This is a genomic window from Paraburkholderia phenazinium (assembly GCF_900142845.1).
Lineage (GTDB): Bacteria > Pseudomonadota > Gammaproteobacteria > Burkholderiales > Burkholderiaceae > Paraburkholderia > Paraburkholderia phenazinium_A.
Genome location: NZ_FSRU01000001.1, coordinates 2,104,231 through 2,119,803 on the forward strand (window position 1 = coordinate 2,104,231; position 15,573 = coordinate 2,119,803).

General features: G+C 58.3%; 14 protein-coding genes. All 14 read right to left on the reverse strand.

Annotated elements, in window-relative coordinates:
- Positions 1 to 44 precede the first annotated feature (44 nt).
- A complete protein-coding gene (locus BUS12_RS09160; protein ID WP_074295401.1) occupies positions 45 to 914 on the reverse strand; it encodes a carbohydrate ABC transporter permease in 870 nt (289 codons plus the stop codon).
- The gene (locus tag BUS12_RS09165) at positions 911 to 1,843 is read right to left on the reverse strand and encodes a carbohydrate ABC transporter permease (RefSeq protein ID WP_143788287.1); all 933 of its coding nucleotides are present in this window, start codon (positions 1,841 to 1,843) and stop codon (positions 911 to 913) included. Before BUS12_RS09165 ends, BUS12_RS09160 begins: the two co-directional genes overlap by 4 nt.
- A gap of 73 nt (positions 1,844 to 1,916) precedes the next feature.
- On the reverse strand, positions 1,917 to 3,209 hold the full coding sequence (locus BUS12_RS09170; RefSeq protein WP_074297304.1) for an ABC transporter substrate-binding protein: 1,293 nt from the start codon (positions 3,207 to 3,209) through the stop codon (positions 1,917 to 1,919).
- A 324-nt stretch (positions 3,210 to 3,533) separates the two neighbouring features.
- Positions 3,534 to 4,292 (reverse strand): GolD/DthD family dehydrogenase, encoded by a 759-nt coding sequence (locus tag BUS12_RS09175; protein WP_253190042.1) that lies wholly within the window; start codon positions 4,290 to 4,292, stop codon positions 3,534 to 3,536.
- A 67-nt stretch (positions 4,293 to 4,359) separates the two neighbouring features.
- Entirely contained in the window at positions 4,360 to 5,136 is a 777-nt protein-coding gene (locus tag BUS12_RS09180) for an L-iditol 2-dehydrogenase (RefSeq protein WP_074295404.1), read from the reverse strand.
- Positions 5,137 to 5,350: 214 nt separating this feature from the next.
- The gene (locus BUS12_RS09185) at positions 5,351 to 6,634 is read right to left on the reverse strand and encodes a D-tagatose-bisphosphate aldolase, class II, non-catalytic subunit (protein ID WP_074295405.1); all 1,284 of its coding nucleotides are present in this window, start codon (positions 6,632 to 6,634) and stop codon (positions 5,351 to 5,353) included.
- Positions 6,627 to 7,613 (reverse strand): tagatose kinase, encoded by a 987-nt coding sequence (locus tag BUS12_RS09190; protein WP_074295406.1) that lies wholly within the window; start codon positions 7,611 to 7,613, stop codon positions 6,627 to 6,629. The genes BUS12_RS09185 and BUS12_RS09190 overlap by 8 nt, the downstream gene beginning before the upstream one ends.
- Complete coding sequence (locus BUS12_RS09195; RefSeq protein ID WP_253190043.1) at positions 7,606 to 8,187, reverse strand: ABC transporter permease; 582 nt, start codon at positions 8,185 to 8,187, stop codon at positions 7,606 to 7,608. Before BUS12_RS09195 ends, BUS12_RS09190 begins: the two co-directional genes overlap by 8 nt.
- An 8-nt stretch (positions 8,188 to 8,195) precedes the next feature.
- Complete coding sequence (locus BUS12_RS09200) at positions 8,196 to 9,077, reverse strand: DeoR/GlpR family DNA-binding transcription regulator (protein ID WP_253190044.1); 882 nt, start codon at positions 9,075 to 9,077, stop codon at positions 8,196 to 8,198.
- Positions 9,078 to 9,952: 875 nt separating this feature from the next.
- Positions 9,953 to 10,312 carry a thiamine pyrophosphate-binding protein gene (locus BUS12_RS09210; RefSeq protein WP_290439571.1) on the reverse strand — a complete coding sequence of 120 codons (360 nt, stop codon included), beginning with the start codon at positions 10,310 to 10,312 and terminating at the stop codon, positions 9,953 to 9,955.
- A 154-nt stretch (positions 10,313 to 10,466) separates the two neighbouring features.
- Complete coding sequence (locus BUS12_RS09215) at positions 10,467 to 13,406, reverse strand: FAD-binding and (Fe-S)-binding domain-containing protein (protein ID WP_074295410.1); 2,940 nt, start codon at positions 13,404 to 13,406, stop codon at positions 10,467 to 10,469.
- Positions 13,407 to 13,497: 91 nt separating this feature from the next.
- Entirely contained in the window at positions 13,498 to 13,785 is a 288-nt protein-coding gene (locus tag BUS12_RS09220) for a fumarylacetoacetate hydrolase family protein (RefSeq protein WP_074295411.1), read from the reverse strand.
- A 365-nt stretch (positions 13,786 to 14,150) separates the two neighbouring features.
- The gene (locus tag BUS12_RS09225; protein WP_074295412.1) at positions 14,151 to 14,525 is read right to left on the reverse strand and encodes a tautomerase family protein; all 375 of its coding nucleotides are present in this window, start codon (positions 14,523 to 14,525) and stop codon (positions 14,151 to 14,153) included.
- A gap of 92 nt (positions 14,526 to 14,617) precedes the next feature.
- Positions 14,618 to 15,418, reverse strand: coding sequence for an acetoacetate decarboxylase family protein (locus BUS12_RS09230; RefSeq protein ID WP_074295413.1), 801 nt, complete (start codon positions 15,416 to 15,418; stop codon positions 14,618 to 14,620).
- Between the last annotated feature and the right edge of the window lie 155 nt (positions 15,419 to 15,573).

Below are 15,573 nucleotides of genomic sequence, written 5' to 3' on the forward strand. Positions count from 1 at the left end.
ATCGCAGATCAATGCCAGCCGGGTACCGGTCACGGGGTTACCGGTCATTTAACCGCCCCGAACGTCAGCCCACGCACCAGCTGCTTCTGCGACAGCCAGCCGACAATCAGGATCGGCGCCACCGCCAGCAGCGAAGCGGCCGAAAGCTTGGCCCAGAACAACCCTTCAGGACTCGAGTACGACGCGATAAACACCGTCAGCGGCGCCGCGTTCGAACTGGACAGGTTGATACTCCAGAACGCCTCGTTCCACGACAGGATTACCAGCAGCAGCGCCGTGGAAGCCAGGCCCGGCAGCGACATCGGCATCAGCAGGAAGACGATTTCCTGCCAGGTCGCCGCGCCATCCATGCGGCCTGCTTCAAGAATATCGCGCGGAATCTCGGCGAAGTACGTGAAGGTCATCCACACCGCAATCGGCAGATTGATCAGCGTGTAGACGATCACGAGCCCCGACACCGTATCGAGCAGCCCGGAGTTCTTCCACAGCAGATAGATCGGCACCAGCACGCCCACCGACGGCATCATCTTCGTCGACAGCATCCACAGCAGCAGCTTCTGCGTGCGGCGGGTCGGAAAGAACGCCATCGCGTAAGCACACGGCACGGCGAGCAACAGACACAGCACCGTGACGCCCGCCGAAATCAGCACCGAATTCCACGCGAACGCGAAATAGTTGCTGCGTGCGAACACCTCACGGAAGCTGTCCAGCGTCGGGATGAAAAACAGCGACGACGCATAAGCCTGCTGCTCGGTCTTGAACGCGGTAATCGTCATCCAGAAGATCGGGAAGAACAGCAGCAACGCGATCAGCCATGCGAACACACCAGGAATCGTGCGCTTGAAGACGGCCCACGGCGCGTTCTTCGACGACGTGGTCGACGACGAAACAGGTGAAGCGGCAACGTGGCTCATTTTTCGTACTCCCCTTTCAGGTTCTTCGCGAGCATGCGGACAAGGAAGAACGACACGATGTTCGCCAGCACTACAGCGAGAATCCCGCCGGCCGAGGCGAGGCCCACGTCGAACTGTTGCAGGCCGAGCGAATAGATCAGGTAAGACAGATTGGTGGTCGCCGTGCCTGGGCCGCCGCCTGTCGTCGTATAGATTTCAGCGAAGATCGACAGCAGGAAAATGGTCTCCATCATCACCACCACTGCAATCGCCCGTTTCAGGTGAGGCAGTGTGATGTAGAAGAACATCGAGAAGGCACCCGCGCCGTCGATCTTGGCCGCTTCCTTCTGCTCCTGGTCGAGCGACTGGATGGCAGTGAACAAAATCAGGAACGCGAACGGTAACCACTGCCACGAGACGATCATGATGATCGCGGTGAGCGGATAGTCGGCGAACCAGTCGATCGGCTGCATGCCTATGGCGCGCATACCCTGCGCAATCAGGCCATACACCGGATGCAGGATCATGTTCTTCCAGATCAGCGCGCTGACCGTCGGCATCACGAAGAACGGCGCAATCGCCAGCAGCCGTGCGACACCCTGGCCGTAGAACTTACGGTCGAACAACACCGACATCAGCACGCCGCCCACTACCGTAATCACCAGCGTGGAGATAATGAGTTCGAGCGTGTGCCCGATCGACGGTCCAAACGACGGGTCTGTAGCAAGGTACTTGTAGTTGTCGATCCCGGCAAAACCCTTCTCGTCGGGATTGAGCAGGTTGTAGTGCGAGAACGAAAACCAGATCGTCATCGCCAACGGGATCGCCATCCACAGTACCAGTACAGCGGTGGACGGCATGACTAGCCAGCGTGAGGACGACGCGCCCTTATGGTCCAATCCACTGGCGGCCGCCACTGGCGGTTGAGCGGGAGAAGCAGCTTGCTGCATGATCGCCTCACTTTCAGGGTTCGCAGCGGCGCTGGCCGTTGCCAGCGCCTCCGAACTTCATAACAATGCGGCTTTACTTCAGATATCCCGCCTGCCGGACTGCACGCTCCGTGGCTGCTTGACCAGTCTGAAGTGCCTCATCCACGGACGTCTGTCCGGCCAGCGCACCTGCGATGCTCTGTCCGACGGTTGTGCCGAACGACTGGAATTCAGGTATCGCGACGAACTGGACGCCCGTGTACGGAACAGGCTTTGCGGTCGGATGCGTAGGATCGGCAGTTTCAATCGCCTTGCGCACAAATTCAGCGAACGGCGCCGCTTGCGTGTACTCGGGTATCTGATAGGTAGACATCCGGGTACCCGGGGGTAACGAAGCCCAACCAAGATCCGATCCGACCAACTTGATATATTCCTTCGAAGTCGCCCATTCCACGAACTTCTTCGCGGCGTCCTGCGAACGCGACGTCTTCGGAACCGCGAACGCCCATGACCAAAGCCAATGCGATCCGTTGGGTGTCGCCTGCACAGGCGCCGATGCAAAACCCACCTTATCGGACACAGACGATTCCTTGGGATTGTAGAGAATGCCCGCTGCAGTGGTAGCATCCACCCACATCGCACACTTTCCGCCCGTCATTAGTGAAAGATTCTCGTTGAAACCGTTCGAACTAGCTCCGGGGGCACCATCACGCTTGAGCAGGTTCACGTAAAAGGTGATCGCATTCTTCCACTCTGGCGACGTGATCTGCGGCTGCCATTTCTCGTCAAACCAACGGCCGCCATATGTGTTGACGAGCGTACCGACATAGGCCATGTTCTCGCCCCATCCCGCCTTGCCACGCAGGCAGATGCCATAGACACCGTTGGCCTTGTCGGTCAGCTTGTCGGCAAACTGCGAGATCTGCTCGTAGGTAGGCTGGGCCGGCATAGTCAGGCCTTTCGACGCAAACAGGTCCTTGCGGTAAAACGTCATCGAACTCTCTGCGTTGAACGGCAGCGCATATAGCGTCCCGTTATAAGACAAACCATCGCGGACAGTCTTGAACAAATCATTGACATCGTATTCGGGCGGCAAATTGTTCAGCGGAACGAGCCAGCCGCGCTTCGCCCAAAGCGGCGCTTCATACAAACCAATCATGAGCACATCGAACTGGCCGCTGTTAGTCGTAATGTCAGTCGTCAATCTCTGACGTAGTACGTTTTCCTCAAGAATCAGCCAGTTAAGCTTGATATCCGGGTTCGCCTTCTCGAACGCTGCCGAAAGCTTCTTCAGCTCGATCTGGTCGTTGTTGTTGGGAACCCCAATCGTCAGCGTTGTTGCATGCGCTCCGCTTATGCCCAGCACGCCGCAGACGGCCGCTACCATGGCCAATCGTTTGCAGAACGCAGGCAGAGCACGGCGATTGATGTAAGATTTCGCATTCATTTTCGTCTCCTCAGCTTCCATCAAGAATGGACTTCGTACCGGAACTTCCGTTGAGCGGGTAGAACCGGCTGCAGGACCACAATACCCATGGAACGGAAGCTGTATGCAAAACACCTCCTCATTCCATCAGGATTTTCGCTTCACAACTCCCTTCGCACTAACAGCTTATTTCCCTACGTCTTCCACGATGCGGCGCTTTGCCATACCTGATTCGAGCGCCATACGAGACCGCTATCCCGTCCGCTACCCACTGCTTCCCGCAACTCACGTAATGGTGTATCCACCGTCAATAAGGAGATTCGCACCATTGATCATGGCCGCCTCGCCGCTCGCCAGATACAGAATGGCGGAAGCAATTTCAGCCGGCTTGGCAAACCGGCGGGTCGGGATCATCGCGCGTGCGCGATCACCCGTTTCACCCGCCCACCCGGTCAACCCGAGTTCTGTTTCAACCACCGTCGGTGAAACCGCGTTGACCGTGACACCTTGAGGCGCCCATTCGAGAGCCATGCAATTTGTCAGCCCGATCACTCCAGCCTTGCTTGCGCAATAGGCAAGATGCCCGTCAATGCCAATCACGGCAGCCTGCGACGCCAGATTGATGATCCTTCCGTGCCTACCCGCAATCATCCCCGGTGCGAACGCGCGGGCCACCAGAAATGTCCCGGTGAGGTTAACGGCAATCGTCTTGTCCCAGGTCGCTAGCGGAAAGTCTTCGGCGGAGGCCAGCGGACCAATGCCTGCGTTGTTGACCAGCACGTCCACACGGCCGAATCGTGCGATAACTTCCTTCGCTACCCGCGCGACCGAATCGGCAACGCTTACGTCGACGATCCAGCCCTGATGCGTCGGTCCCAGCGCCGATGCGACCTCCAAGACAGCCGGAGAGATATCCATTAGCGCCACGGACGCACCAGCTTGCGCAAATAATTCCGCCGTCGTTCGGCCGATACCGGCCGCCGCGCCGGTGATGGCGACGACTGTATCGGCGAAACGGTAAGCCGTGTTCGAATTGATAGTCACAAGCATCCTCCTGAGCCTTTGGTTAAGAAATGGCTAGATAACTGCATCGTCCCGGCGCACGCTGTCTCTAACTCATCCAGTTTCCTCCATCGACGTTGAGCGTCTGTGCGGTGATGTAATCAGCGTCTGTGGAAGCGAGGAAGACCGCCGCGCCGGTCAGTTCGTCGGGTCGGCCCATGCGACCTAGCGGGACTGACTCGCCTACCAAGCGCTTCTTCTCGCCGATCGGGCGGTTCTCGTAACGCGCAAAGAGAGCATCAACGTCTTTCCACATTGGAGTGTCAATGACGCCCGGTGCGATGCCGTTGACATTGATGCGATGAGGCGCAAGCGCGAGCGCAGCCGACTGCGTATAACTGATGACGGCCGCCTTGCTGGCGCAATAGTGCGATACCAGTGCTTCGCCTCGGCGTCCAGCCTGAGACGCCATGTTGATGATCTTGCCGCCGCGGCCCTGATCCACCATCTGCTGGGCGACCCGCTGCATCAGGAAGAACATCCCTTTAACGTTCACGGCGAAGATCCGGTCGAAGATTTCCCATGACTCGTCCAGCAACGGACGCATATCGAATACGGCAGCGTTATTGAAGAGAACGTCGACGCGCCCGAATTGGTCGATCGTAGACCGTACAATGCCCTCGATGCTGTCGCGCCTGGTTACATCCGCCTGGAGCAGCAGCAGATGACTTTTCTGAGCATCGGTGTAGGTCGCTTCCAGCTCCGATTTCGGCTTGACATCAACGACAACGACCTTGGCTCCCTCATTCAGATATCGGCGAACAACCGACTCGCCGATGCCCGTTGCTCCACCTGTCACGATGGCAATCTTGTCTTTCAGTTGCATCCTGCACCTCCTCAAATGGAAAGCGTCCCTCTCTATACCCGTCTGACCAGACAATCAGGAATACTACTTAGATTCAATAGACGTCATGGCATCAATTCCCGCCCGTCGCTGGCTCTCATCCTGCAGCTACCAATTACCCTGTTGCGTCGACCAGAACGAAGGCAAAGGATTCAGGTTTCATTGCGAACTTCAACCTGTCTGAGCGAGGGGCGTGTCATGCTGCGCACGCAGCAGCGTACACACCAATGACTTCGCGAATCTTGCTCTGGATGAGGTTCATCGGAGACGCATCGATCAGCCCGCGCCTCAATTGCCAGTATTGTTCAGGCAGGTAGCGGCTAAGCAGGTTCTCGGAAATGGTGACGTCCGTCAGGTTCTTGATCAGCTTCTGAGCCGCCGCGTCGATTTCCCGGTCCGCCCAGTAATATCTGACGCGGTCGCTATAGCTGTAAGTTCTCAGCAACCGCTTTTCCGGCTCGTCGCCGTGGTAATACTTCTCCCAGTTACCGGGTTTGGAAAGCATGACCTTCTCGACTACCTCGCGCAGGTTCGACCTTGCATCTGCGGCAACGAGCTCGACTTCGATGTCGGAAAGCGCGTAGAGTGCTTCGCGCAGGGCGAAGGTGACTCCAGGGCCCACTTTCAGGATTGCAAAGCCATCTCTCACCAGCGCGGCGAGGGACTCTGGCTTTTGATAGTCAGTGGAATGAGCCTCGAAGACGATGCCCGGTAACTGGTCTAGAACATTGGAAAGTTTTGCGGCAAGCTCAGGCTTGTAATCTACTACCTTCGTATGATCGAACTCGACGCCCGGTTGAACGACGAGGGCGATCACACGTTGCCACGCAGCGTCAAGACCTCGATCACGCCACGCGTTGCGGTGAACCGCGACGGTATCCAGTGCGGCGTCCGGATTGGTTACTTCAACGGTATCCAGCTCTTCGGCGGCGCCACCTGGGACCGGAACCTCCGTACCAATGATATACACCGGCTTTTCGGCTTTGCCTTCGCGCCCGGCAGTTGCTTCGGCGATTGCACACAGGCGGGAGGCTCTCTCCGCCACGATGTCGTCTGTGAGACGCTCTGGATCGCCAGCGCAACTCATGCTGGTGTCCAGGTGAATTTTCGTGAACCCCGCCGCCACGTAGGCATCAATGAGAGCCTCCGCGCGTTCCATGGCTTCTTCTGCAGGCATGCTGCGCCATGCATTCGGTCCGAGATGATCGCCACCGAGGATCAGCCGCTCGCGTGGCAGCCCAACGCGATCGGCAATAAGATGGACAAAGCGCACGAAATCCGCCGGCTTCATGCCCGTGTAACCACCAAACTGGTCGACCTGGTTCGACGTCGACTCGACCAGCAGGGGCGTATCGTCGTCGAGCGCCTGTTTCATTGCTGCGCCGAGCACCCATGGATGCGCCGAGCAGATCGAATAGATACCCCTGAGCTTCTGAGCTGCGCGCTCATCTCCGAAGAGGCGCGAGACAACGTTAGTCATGATCTTGCTCCGAAGTTTGCGCGATAAACTCGTCGAGTTGAGCCAGCGTAGCCGTGCCCTCCATCGGGCCGCGAAATGTAACTGCCCGGGCGCCGGCCGCGCATGCATAGGTCAACGCCTTCTCGATGCCGAAGCCTTGAGCGCGACAGGCAATGTACGTCCCACCGAAACAGTCGCCGGCTCCGGTCGGATCAATCTCCTCGACCGCCAATGCAGGGAGGCTCAGTTCGGTTGCTCCGTCGTAGTAACTGCATCCCTCCTTTCCTCGTTTGACCACGACTTCACGCACGCCGCGCTTCAAAAGCTCTTCGATGGCGCCCCGTTCGCTGCCTGCACTGGCGAGCAGCATCACCTCGTGGCCACTTGGCAAGAAGACATCTGTGTAATCCAAAATGAAGTCGAGCGCCTCGCGCATCTCAGGGATGCGGAGCATCTCCTTCCGGATGTTCGGGTCAAAACTAACTGTGCCGCCATATCCTTTGACGGCCTCAATGACCTTCTTCATTGCTTCGATGATGCGGAAAGAAAACAGCGACGAACCCATTACGTGAAAGTGACGGCATTCCTTGAGCAGATCGTCCCGGATATTGCCGACGGAGAGATGCCCAGAGGCGCTGTTCGAGATGTTGTAGATAAAGTCCCGATCGCCGTCCTCACGGTATGTGACAAATGCACTGCCCGTTGTCGCAGTCTTGATGACCGAGATTCCCGAGACATCAACGCCATCAGCACGCAGGCGATCGACATTGAGTCCACCGAAGTCATCATCGCCGACGCAACCGATCATGGCGCAGCGGCTACCTGCTTTCGCAACCTGATCAATGAAGATGGCGGGCGCACCGCTCGCGTATGGTCCGACAAGCGTGCCGGGCTTACGGAATGACTGTCCACGCTCGGTGGCCATGATTTCGACGAGGATTTCGCCCATCGTCAGGATGTAGCCAGCTTTACCGGCCTTATGCAGTTCAGTGTTAGGCATGGCGCTTCTTCATTTGAACGTCGATGCAAACGGCGACGAGAATCACGACGCCCTTTACGATCAGTTGATAAAGGTAGGGAACAATCAGCAGATTCATACCGTTGTTGATAACGCCAATGATGAGCGCGCCGATCAACGTGCCCGCGATCGTGCTGTAACCACCGCTCAGACTCGTACCACCAAGCACGGGCCCCGCAATCGCGTCCAGTTCATAACCTGGACCCGCATTGGGCTGTGCCGAATACAGGCGCGAAGTCATCAGCGCGCTCCCGATGCTCGCCATCAGCCCCGAGATCACGAAAATGACAATCCGCAACCCTTTTACATTGATGCCCGAATACAGCGCTGCTTCGAGATTCCCGCCAGCGAGATACGCCTTGCGGCCAAATACGGTTTTCGACAGTACAAAGTGATTGACGACCAGCAGGATGCCCAGAATCCAGATGGGTATGGCGATACCGAGACAAGTAGCATTACCGAGCGCAGCGAAACGATCATCGTCGATCGAGAAGTCGTGACGGCTACCGGGGCGACTGCAAGGGTTTGGGGCATCAACTTCATTTGTCTCTTCCACTGATAGAGCTAAGTGGTGGATTTACGGAACTCAAGGATTCCGCTTTCCCTTCTGTGCAACTGAAGTCCTTTGCGAGGCATCAGTTCCATTGTCGGTGGATCGATGCCGTCATCAATAAGTAGCGCGTCCACATCGGCAACGTTCGCGAAAACTTCCCCATCGCGCTCATTTAGCTGCGGCTGGTACGCAACGACGATCGTTCTGGCAGCCGCTCGCCGCGCTGCCTCAAGCACGCGAGCCACTGTAGGGTCTGCGCAAAGCAGGTTGCCGTCGCGGTCAAGTCCCGAGGCCTCCAGGAAACACAGGTCAACTGAGCGTCGCGTCACCGAGGCTTCTGCGTCAGGGCCCGTCATGACCGTGGTGTTCTCTTCGAGTTGGCCACCCGTCAACAGTAGCTCGCAATGCAAATAGCGCTGTGCCGTTTGTGCCATCCCGATGTCCTGCACAAGCAACGCAAGATTTGACCGATCAGAGAGGAACGGCAGGATTTTGTGAACGATCTCGCCCGCGCCCATCATTAGCGACTCGTGATCATCAACGGCCTCGGCGGCAAAACGGGCAATCGTGGTTTCAGATGCCTTTCGCGTTGCTCCATCCGCCTCAGGTACCAAAACATTGTCCCCGAGCTTCTGCGAGAGATAGCGGGCCTTCCCGAACGACCGGACGAGGTAACGCTGCTGCTCGAGATAAGTCAGGTCCGTGCGGATGGTTACGCTCGACACGTCGAACGCCTGGCTGAGCTCCTCGACAGAAACCTCACCGCGCTTGCGGACCATTTCGACGATTTGCAGTCGCCGCCTCAGGGAACTCTTGTTTGACAGCATGTCTCCGATCTCGAAAGAAAACGCTTTTGTTTCGAAAGATTCTAGTTTCGAATCGAAAGAAATCAAAGCGCTTTTTGGATTCGGACGGTAGGTGTTTTCACCTAGCTACTTGGTCGACAGGCAAGAGAAATCCCTGCCTGAGGAAAATCGCGGCAGAGTAATCGGGGTTACTGGGACGGCCTGCCTCCAATTCGATCGTTCGTGCTGCTATCGGCATCGCCGCCGCGTGGACTGACGTCCAATGCCTGTCTCGCCGCCCGGGCAGTCCGCCTAACGGCTAGCTTGAAAGAAGAGCCAGAGCAAGAAGTCTAGCGGCGCGCAAACTGGTCGATATCGTCGCAAGAATGCTGTAGCACGACGGGGTGTACCGCTCGAAGCATTTGCCGGCCAAACCTCTCCTTGATGACCACGGGAAAGTCATCAACTAATACATCGTCGCAGTAAAGATCGATGAGAGCGTCAAAACTCAGGAGGCACTCAGGGCGAGTGAAAGAGCTGCGCGCCGAAGGGTACACAGGGCGGCGGCGCGATGACCGCAGAAAGAATGGCCGGTGCGACCTGCCGCACGCGGAAAACGTGCCGGCGACCATGGGGGCCTAGCAGACCTCCCTCAAGACGGGGGGCGCGTACTGTCGGTACATCGTATCCGCGGGAAGGACGATACGTAGCACTGGTTTCAATGCAAGGCCACCGCCAGGTGGAAGGAGAACGGAGAAATCGTGAAGCGGTACGGTCTCTCGGCTGATATTCACGAATGCAAACGGCCGAGGAAACACGGAGAGAGAACAAACGGCAACTTTGCAGGATCGTCGATGCCATACCCTCCACGATCTGAAGAGTGACGCCTCGCGGCGACATCGACCGGTGGAACCGCTGGATGCTTGGATTCATCGCCAAGAGCTGGGAGGAGGTCGACGAGCAACGATTCCTTGACCTCATCCCTACGAGCGATCGCGTCTGTTCGCGCTGATTGCAAGTCGTCCGCAAAGGTACCTCGTACGAGCATACCTATCAGGTCGACGGCGCGGACGGCAAACTCTGCTGGTACTTCGTACGAGGCGAGCTTCGGCACCTGCGGCAAATGCCGCGCTTTCCCCGTGCCGCACGTGACCCCACTCAATGGAACCGGCGCGGCGCAGAGCGTCTGTGAATCCGCTCAACGAGTCGCCCAAGACGCCAAAAATGCGCTTTATGCCCGCCTTTGCCAGCGCACCCACCATGTATTCGGCCGCCGTCTTTGCCCTCTTGCCTCCCCGTTCACGTGAGCAGTCGCTGCTGGGTGCGTCCGCCTGTGCGCCCAGCCGGCGGTTCCGATGTCAGTGTATCGAACCGATGTTTCTCGAAGAATGTCCTGATTCTGGCGAGCACGTGCCATTGCCATACTCGCAGAAGCTTGGTTTCCATCCAGCGTGCACAGACCAGCGACGCTCATCGAAAGGCGGTGTTGCGTGCCATTCAGGTCGCCCTGGTGCATTGCTCTAGACTGAACACAAACGACTCGTAAGGTCGTCCGGTGACGTGTCTCAAACCCATTTCGCACGTGCGGTTTGAGGAGACATACGCATCGGCCGGGTTCGCCTCCACGTATGCATGCTCTTCCCTTGTGGCCGAGGCGACGAGCTCCGGATGCAGAAGCCCTCTATCGCCCGCGGTGCCGCAACAAGTCGCGCCAATCGGAATAACCACTTCCTGCGCCACGTGCTGCGCCACCTCCTTGAGCTGCCCCGACAGGTTCAGGTGCATCATCGCGCATGTAGGGTGCAGGACGATACGCTTCATTGGCGTGGTCACCTTGAGGCTGGGTAGCAGGCGCGCGCACCACGTGACCGAATCCATAATTTCGAGGCGCGCGTGTTGCTCGCGTAGACCGGCGTCGAGATGCTGCGCGATCTCACCGACCAGACCGTGGGTGCAGGATGCCGCATCCACAACGACGGGCAATCGTCCCTCATCAGTCCATCGCCATAATGCCTGGATAATCGATGTCGCCATAAAGCTATGCGCTTGCGTGTAACCCTTTGAGCTAAATGGTGTCGCGCAGCAGAATCCTTTGACGTCCGGCGGAATCCACACATTTTTCCCCGCGCGACGTGAGACTCGAACGAGCGCTTCCTGGATAGATATTGCATCGCGAGGCGAATCCGGGTCACGACCGAACATGCGATTGACGCACGCAGTGAAGTAGACGGCATCGGCGCCTTCGCGGGTAGTGTCGGGCATTCGCGTTGCAGCTGGCTTCGGCATGGGTCCCGGGACGGTCGGAAGAATATCCGTGCTCACAATTTCGCGCGCCGTGTCGGCAATCGCTTTCATCGACCGCCAGCCCAGCGTGTTTCCGAGGTACTTTGCTCCAGTCAATGCAACGGTACTCACCCGTTCGACGGTGGCCCAATTTCTCGCAACGGACAGCGCAACGCGTTCCGAGGTCTCACTCTGCGAGCGCCGACGGAACTCGCGCATGAGTTCGCCCGTGTTGATTTCGATTGGGCAAGGCAGCGAACAGGTCCCGTCTCCGGCACACGTCTCGATAGCGTCGTACTGGTATTGCTCCTGGAGCCGTCGCAAGACCTGGGAGTCTTCCGGCTGCCGCGCCATTTCCCTGCGCACGACGATACGCTGCCGTGGTGTCATCGTGACGTTCCGGCTTGGACATACCGGCTCGCAAAAACCACATTCGATGCACTGACTGGCTGGGCCAATCCCGTCTATGGGCGGCTGCGACTTGAGAGACTTCAGATGGATCTGTTTGTCCCCGGTGAGGATGACGTTCGGCGCGAGAATGCCATTCGGGTCGGCGAGCTCCTTGACACGCCACATGATGCTGGTCGCCCGCTCACCCCACTCGTGCTCGAGATACGGCGCCATGTTCAGCCCGGTTCCATGCTCGGCCTTCAGGGAACCGTCGTATTTGCGCACCACGAGTTCGACCAGCTCCTCCATGAACTTCGAATATCTGGCCCGATCGTTTTCCTCGTCAAGTCGCGCGGTGAGCGTGAAGTGCAGATTTCCGTGGGCTGCATGCCCTGCCACGCCAGGGACAAAGCCGTGTTTCTCGAGAAGCGCCTGCAGGTCGTGAGCGGCCTGTGCCAACAGTCGAGGTGGAAAACAGACGTCCTCCGTTATCAGCATCGAGCCCTGCGGCCGCTGCTTTCCAACCAGACCCAGAAGACCCTCCCGCACATGCCAGGCAAGCTCCACGGCCTCTGCACGACTGGTAAACGTCAAGTCTCCCTGCAGCGTTACTTTGTCGGTCAGATGCATGACATGAGCCTGCTTTTCGGTCAGGCTCTGCTCATCGCCGGCTCCAAGTTCGACGAGCAACGCCGCCGCCTTCAAGTCCAGCGTTTTCCAGTATTCAGGAGTGCCGTGGAACGCGGCGCCCGCAGCTCGCAACGCGGGTGCGACCATCAGTTCGATGGCACTCGCACCGAGCGCAACCAGCTCCGGCACGAGCGCGATGGCGTCATCGATTGAGGCAACGGCAATCCATGCAACGCTGGTGACTGCCGGGAGCTCGATGGTTTCAAATGTCACGTCCGCAATGAATCCAAGCGTTCCCTCACTGCCCACCAGTAAGCGACGGAATATTTCAAGGGGAGTGTGACCGTCGAGGAATGCGTTAAGCCGGTACCCATGTGTGTTTCTGATGGAGTATTTTTTCCGGATGCGCCTGACGAGTTCGTCGTCGGCGAGAATGTCTGCCTGTAAGGCCAATAGTCCTTCTGCGAGTTTGGGCTCGCTTGCCTGGAAATGTCTTTCAGCGTCGGGGTCCGACGTGTCGACTTTCGTTCCGGACGCGAGCACAAACGTCATTGCAGCAACGGTGTGATAGGCATCCTGAGTGACGGTGCATCGCATGCCACCTGCATTGTTTGCAACTACGCCACCGAGCGTGCACGCCGCGGAACTGGCCGGGTCCGGACCAATCTTGCGTCCGTGCGGTGCCAGATGGGCGTTTGCGTGCGAAAGGATCGTTCCTGCACCCGCCGTAAGCGTAAGCCCTCCCGCTCCGATGCGCTTGATACCGCTGAAAGACTTGCGCACATCGATGAGAATTCCATCGGATTGGGCCTGGCCGTTCAGACTTGTCCCAGCAGCGCGAAAAGTGGCGTGCCGACCTGACTTCGCACAGAAATCCAGAACCTTTGCCACGTCGTCCGCATCATGCGCGACCACCACTGCCTGCGGCACGAGCCTATATGGACTGGCATCGGAGGCATAACGAACGAGGTCGACCAGTCGATGCAACACGCGTCCTGGTCCAAGTAGTTGCTCGAGTTCTAGCCTTAATGGGGCAGGCGTTCCATCACGCTGATCCTCCGGTATCGCGTCCGGCGATGTCTGACCCGGCGGCCGGCCAATTTTGGCTGGGTCCACGGAAAGCAGTTTTCGCATGTTGAACTCGGGGAAAAAAGTCGACGGCCGATGTGGCTGTGCGAAAGCGCCGCGACGGCAATGGCATCAACGGGACGACACGTCGCAAGAGTTATCCTTCGTGCATGACCTGATGGCGTTGCGCGCCTCGACCCGTCGCTGACATTTCCACGATGTCGCCGGCGGCAAGGAACTGTAGCGGCTTCATGCCCCCGCCGACGCCCGCCGGTGTACCCATGGTGATCAAATCGCCAGCCCCGAGGGTCATAAATTGGCTGACATGGCTCACAACCTCATCAACGCTGAAAGTGCGCAGGTGCCAAAGGACCTCGGCAAACTCGGCAGTTGCTTCTTGCGGCTGGGTTCGGGCGTCAACAGCCTCGTTGGCAGCATTATCCATATCACAGGTCTCACAGGTTCATGCGGGCAGCTAGTTCCGTCAGTGCGATTGTTGCTACTCTTCAGTCTTCGACCCATCGGGAACGCTGCACGCGCTCTCGCAAGGCGCAATGCGACGTTGCGAAGCAAAGAGAAATCCACATCGACCGGTGAGGCGAACCGCAGGAGTACGTGGACGTGGTGACACTTCTCGCTAGCGCACGGGCATCCTATATGACCAGTGGCATTCTTCGAGTCGACGCAGGCATGTCCCCAAGTATTTGAGCTTCAAGGCGAAACTGACGAAGGTCAGCAACGGCTGATTACCTTCGAGCCTGGAGCCCACCTCCGCCTCGACTAGGAGGTACCGTTGCCAGCGAGGGCGCCCTATTCGTTCGCAACGTCCGGCATGACCTGTCCCATCTCCATCGCCTGACTCGCTGGCACGTCCTGAATGCCGATGACAATCTGGTCATCGGGCGCCCCCGTCGCGGTCTGAAACAGTTTCCAAAGACGCTGTATCAATTCCCGCTTATATTCCGGCGCTCGCCCGGCCCGCATCAGAAGCGTGAGCGCGGCGGTTGCCGCGGGTTCTCCAGCGGTGAACCCGCGGCCAGGTGCATAGTCCTGAAACACGACATGCACCCAATTTTTCGGCACACCGGCATATTCGGAATGCAGGGTCGTCAATTCCGTCGCGAGCCTGGTCTTAGCCTCACTGTTGAATACGTCTTCCTGAGTGATTATGGTGTAGAGCGGCATGGTGGCGACTCCTATACTATCGTTTCGCAGGCGTTCGCAGTCACGGTGGCCCACGTAACCTGGCCCTGCTAATTCGGGGGCCTTCGAGACAATCATCCGACATAGTTCTTCAGAATGCGCAGGTCTGTCACGGAGTACGACATACCCAGCCGATATCCGCGGCCGACGCGCAATGGCGCAATCTGGTGCAGGTCCTCGCCGTCGACTTCGGGAAGCTTCAGTTCAGCCGATCCGGTCCAGACGTCCACGATCGCGAGATTGTCAGTTAGCGACATGGTGAGTTCGTCGACCGGTGGCTTTTCCCACTGGCCGGCCGCCAGTTGTGGAAAGTAACGGCGCATCGTCGTCGGTCGATTGAAAACGGTCGCTGGGTCAGCGACAGGCCCCTCGAGCTGGATACGGGCGGTCGCCAGCCTTTCCCCGTGCGCGGCCACACTGGCGCCAAAGCGACTGCCTTTGGCAAGAGGCGCTGCGGCCAGGCTGGGAGCGGAGAAGCTGCGAGTCTGATAGACGGTGGCGAGTTTCTTTGGAAACCCCTGTGCCCATCCGCGGGATATTGCGGCATCGTTATCCACGAAGATGTGCGGGCAATAGTTGACCGGAACACCCTCGAAGACTGCTTCGACCAGAACAAAGGCCTCGCGGTATTGATACCGGGCGGGGTCCGTCAATTCGTCATTGGAACCAGTGAACTGCCAGTCCAGAAACCAGAAGAAGGCACGCCCTGCGGATTTCTCGTCCACTGTCAGCCCGGGCGGGAGGAGCGCCGCGATAGACTTCTGGTCGGCCCAATACTCGATCGCGAGACAGTCGCTGGAATAGTGCCACGGCGGCAGTGTCGCCAGTGCGGACTTTCCTTGCGGGGTAACGGGAACTGAGAAGGCTTTAGGCATTTCGTTTCGTCCTCGATTAGCGCCACCCAAAGTCGCTGTCCTTGGAAATCCGGGCAGTTCCTGGGAACGCCGCATATCACCTGACGCGGACCGCTCCAGGCTACAACTCACGGCCAGGATGCGCTTCGCAGCGGCGCTCGAACCCGCGTGCTGCA